This window comes from Streptomyces sp. NPDC086080, assembly GCF_044540255.1.
In the GTDB taxonomy this organism is placed as follows: Bacteria; Actinomycetota; Actinomycetes; order Streptomycetales; family Streptomycetaceae; genus Streptomyces.
The window spans coordinates 1-3,187 of record NZ_JBITRU010000093.1 but is presented as its reverse complement, the minus strand read 5'-3'; the positions used below and the strand labels follow the sequence as shown (position 1 = coordinate 3,187).

General features: G+C 65.1%; 5 protein-coding genes and 1 pseudogene. 4 read left to right on the top strand and 2 right to left on the bottom strand.

Features of this window, described 5'->3' with window-relative positions; translation table 11 throughout:
* Positions 1-313 (top strand): hypothetical protein (locus ACIF9R_RS38145; RefSeq protein ID WP_399987700.1); only part of this gene is annotated, 313 nt, incomplete at its 5' end.
* A gap of 200 nt (positions 314-513) precedes the next feature.
* Here the strand turns inward: ACIF9R_RS38145 and ACIF9R_RS38140 are convergent.
* A complete protein-coding gene (locus ACIF9R_RS38140; RefSeq protein ID WP_399987698.1) occupies positions 514-654 on the bottom strand; it encodes a hypothetical protein in 141 nt (46 codons plus the stop codon).
* A gap of 452 nt (positions 655-1,106) precedes the next feature.
* Positions 1,107-1,565, bottom strand: coding sequence for a transposase (locus ACIF9R_RS38135; protein WP_399987696.1), 459 nt, complete (start codon positions 1,563-1,565; stop codon positions 1,107-1,109).
* A 65-nt stretch (positions 1,566-1,630) separates the two neighbouring features.
* Between ACIF9R_RS38135 and ACIF9R_RS38130 the strand changes: the two are divergent.
* From ACIF9R_RS38130 to ACIF9R_RS38120, 3 genes and pseudogenes are all read left to right on the top strand, one after another.
* A pseudogene (locus tag ACIF9R_RS38130) lies at positions 1,631-2,095 on the top strand (transposase); the annotation flags it as partial.
* Positions 2,011-2,610: a toxin glutamine deamidase domain-containing protein gene (locus ACIF9R_RS38125; protein ID WP_241563484.1), complete on the top strand. Its 600-nt coding sequence runs from the start codon at positions 2,011-2,013 to the stop codon at positions 2,608-2,610. The pseudogene ACIF9R_RS38130 and the gene ACIF9R_RS38125, both read left to right, overlap by 85 nt.
* Complete coding sequence (locus ACIF9R_RS38120; protein WP_149547182.1) at positions 2,610-2,876, top strand: hypothetical protein; 267 nt, start codon at positions 2,610-2,612, stop codon at positions 2,874-2,876. Before ACIF9R_RS38125 ends, ACIF9R_RS38120 begins: the two co-directional genes overlap by 1 nt.
* Positions 2,877-3,187: the final 311 nt, after the last annotated feature.

Below are 3,187 nucleotides of genomic sequence, written 5' to 3'. Positions count from 1 at the left end.
AGCCTCAAGAACTCCCATCATCGCAGGTCGCAAGGCTCTTCCTCGTTCCCGGAGAAGTTATCCACAGATGTCAGCCGGTGGATTCGGGCTCAGAGTGGAGCCAGCTCAAGTGACACAGAAGACCGGCGGGTACGAATTCCTCTGGGACGGGTCGGAAGAAGGCTGGGTGGTTGTCCGGACGAAAAACGGTCCCGGCGCCATCTACAACACCATGACGCGTCAGGCTCTCGTAATCGAGGACGACGACGAACACGAACACGCCATCCGAATGATGAAGGAACACGCGTGCCCTTACCTGGACTCAATCCCGTAGCCACCACGACACCATGACCGCCGACCACCACGGCCTCCGCTCGAGGCCGTGGTGGCGGCCCCATCCGCCCCGGGCTCACTGAGGTGCGAAACCGTTAGCCCTCCAACGTGGCGGATTGCAACCGGGGCGTGCCGCGCGGCGGGTCGGCTGCCGGAATCCCCGCGTCGCGCCCGGGAACCGCCTGCCCAGGACCTGGTCGATCAAATCGCGATGGCGTCCCGCCGGGTGGTGTAGCCGATCAACGGACCGGACTCGCAGGTCACGCCGGGTACGTCGACCGGCTGGGGCACTCCCGGCGCCTGACCGGGCCGCTTCGCGCGCCGCGCCGACGTGGAGATCACCGCGAGCCGGGTACCGGAGGGCGAAGCGCGTGATCGCCTACACCACCTCGCGGGACGCGACCCAAATCGCCGCATCGGCCGCCCGCCGACAGCACCTGGGGCGCCCGAACTGCTGCGTACGAGCCGGAGAATGGCGTGGTCAGCCGCTGCTTCCCCTGGGCCTGCCGCAGCGAGGGTCAGCCCGTGCAGGACGACTTCAGGCGGCCTCGTGCGTCGTACCAGGAGGCGCTAGATTTCACGCAAGCAAACAACCGTGTCCTGGTCGATCGCGTGAAGTCCCTGGGTCGTGTGTTGCGCATCGGTCGTATGAGACGTGCCGTCGTTGTGCCCCTTGCTTCGGGTGGCTCCCAAGAGGACAACCGCGTGCAACCGCGCCGCGCCGCCGTTGCAACCCACCCGTTCGGAAGCCCCGCTAGGCCGCACCTGCGGGGCTTTTCGTCTCACGGACGCCCCTATAACGCAGGGGTGCGGGAAGCCGGTCTGACCAGGTTGAAGACCTCGCGGGCTGCGTATCGCTTGAGGCATCGGATGATCTCACGGCGGGTCTTGCCCTCCTGGGTGCGGCGTTCGTAGTACGCCTGGGTGCGTGGGTCGTGACGCAGGCGGGTGAAGACGATGCGGTGCAGGGCGGCGTTGGCCTGCCGGTCTCCGCCGTAGTTGAGCCGGCGCGTGCTCCGCCGGCCGGAGGAGTACTCGATGGTGCTGACTCCCCAAAGGGCAGCAAAGGACGCCTCGGTGTTCAGCCGCTCGGGGTTGTCTCCCATGGTGATCAGGAGAGTGACTGCACTGTCCGGACCGATGCCCACCGGTTCGAGCAGTTGCGGGGCGTGGTGTTCGACGAGCCGGGTCAGGCGCTGGTTCAGCTCGTTGATCTGATCGGTGAGCTGAAGCTTCCCCTTGATCGTGGACACCTGGAGACTGGGATCTTGAGGTTCCAGAGGAAGTAGCACCAGGTGGGAAGTACACGAAGCGGTACACCGAGGAGTTCAAGCGGGACGCGATCGCGCTCGTCGACTCCTCGGGCGAGACGGTCACCGCCGTCGCCCGGGAACTCGGCATCAGCTCCGAGTCCCTGCGCGGCTGGTACCGCCGGGCGAAGGCGGACCAGGGCGAGGGCACGTCCGGTGAGCTGACCAGCGTCGAGCGCGAGGAGCTCAAGCGACTGCGCAAGGAGGTCCCTGTCTCGGCGAAGCAGCGGGCATCTTCGGTGACGCGTTCGTCGACGTCTTCAAGTCCCCCTTCGTCTTCCTCGGAGACGCGTACGACGCATTCACCGGCCAGAACGGCGGCGCCGGCGCCTTCGTCGACAAGTACCTCCCCGTCCGCCCCGCCTACCGCCTCTACCGCGCCGAATACATGCTCCGCCAGCAGGGCTGCGACGCCCTCGCCGACCTGTACGCCGAAACCGCCGAAGAACTCACCCAACAGATCGCCCTCGTAGGCATCGGCGGCCTCACCGGCTGGCGCCGGGCCGCCGTGGCCCCCGAAACCGCGACGGTCAATGTGGGGAACCTGAGGTTCGGCCTTGGAGGTGGCGGCGTGACCAGGGGATACGGAGGCATCCCCTACAAGACCCCGATCACGGAGCAGCTCAAAGCGCTGGTGAACCCTCAAGGCGGCAACACGAACTGCCGTGCCTGCGCTGTGGCAGTCGACCGCCTGCTGGCCGAGGGATCTCCATCCTCAGCGCCCGGAGGTCTCAGGGCGGGCTCCACAGCACCCATCGAAGTGTTGTACGGAGGACGCCAGTTCAAAGCGTCCACGCTCTCGGGCATCGTCAATCAGATCAAGAAGGCGGGAAATGGCGCCCGAGGTATCGTGATGGGTCAGAAAGGAAGGCAAGCCCATGTCTTCAACGTGGTGAACATCAAGGGAGACGTGGTGTTCCTGGATGGCCAATCAGGGCATGCCGATCTCTCACCGTGGCGCAACTTCTCCCTCCTGAGGACAGATTGATGCTGGACATAGAAGAAGCGACCAAGCTGGCCAAGAAGTTCCTGGACGAGAAGGTCAGCCACGAGGGCACGGCCCTTGCGCTCGTCGAAGGAGAGCGCGCCCAAGTGGGAAGCACCTTCTACTTCGACTGCCAATCGGTCGCTTACCTCCATACCGGGGACCTCCGGGACCTGGCTGTCGGCACGGGCTACGTTCGCGTCGACGGGGAAACAGGGGAGTGCCACATGCTGGGAGCAACCGAGTCCGCCCAGCTCGATCTGTTCTGACCTGCCTTGGCACGCCCTTTGGTGTGACGTCATGAGAAAACAGGCCGGTGACATGCGGCGATGTCCGGCGCATGCCACCGGTCCGGTAACGTCGCACGTCTGCGGGACACCGATCAGAACCGCGGGTCGGGGATGTTCGAAGCAGCACAGCGATGCGGCGAGTCCAAGAAAGGCCAGGAAAGGGCTCGCAGAGAATCAACATGCTGCTCCTGACTGTGAGCCCGAATCCACCGGCTGACATCTGTGGATAACTTCTCCGGGAACGAGGAAGAGCCTTGCGACCTGCGATGATGGGAGTTCTTGAGGCTTCC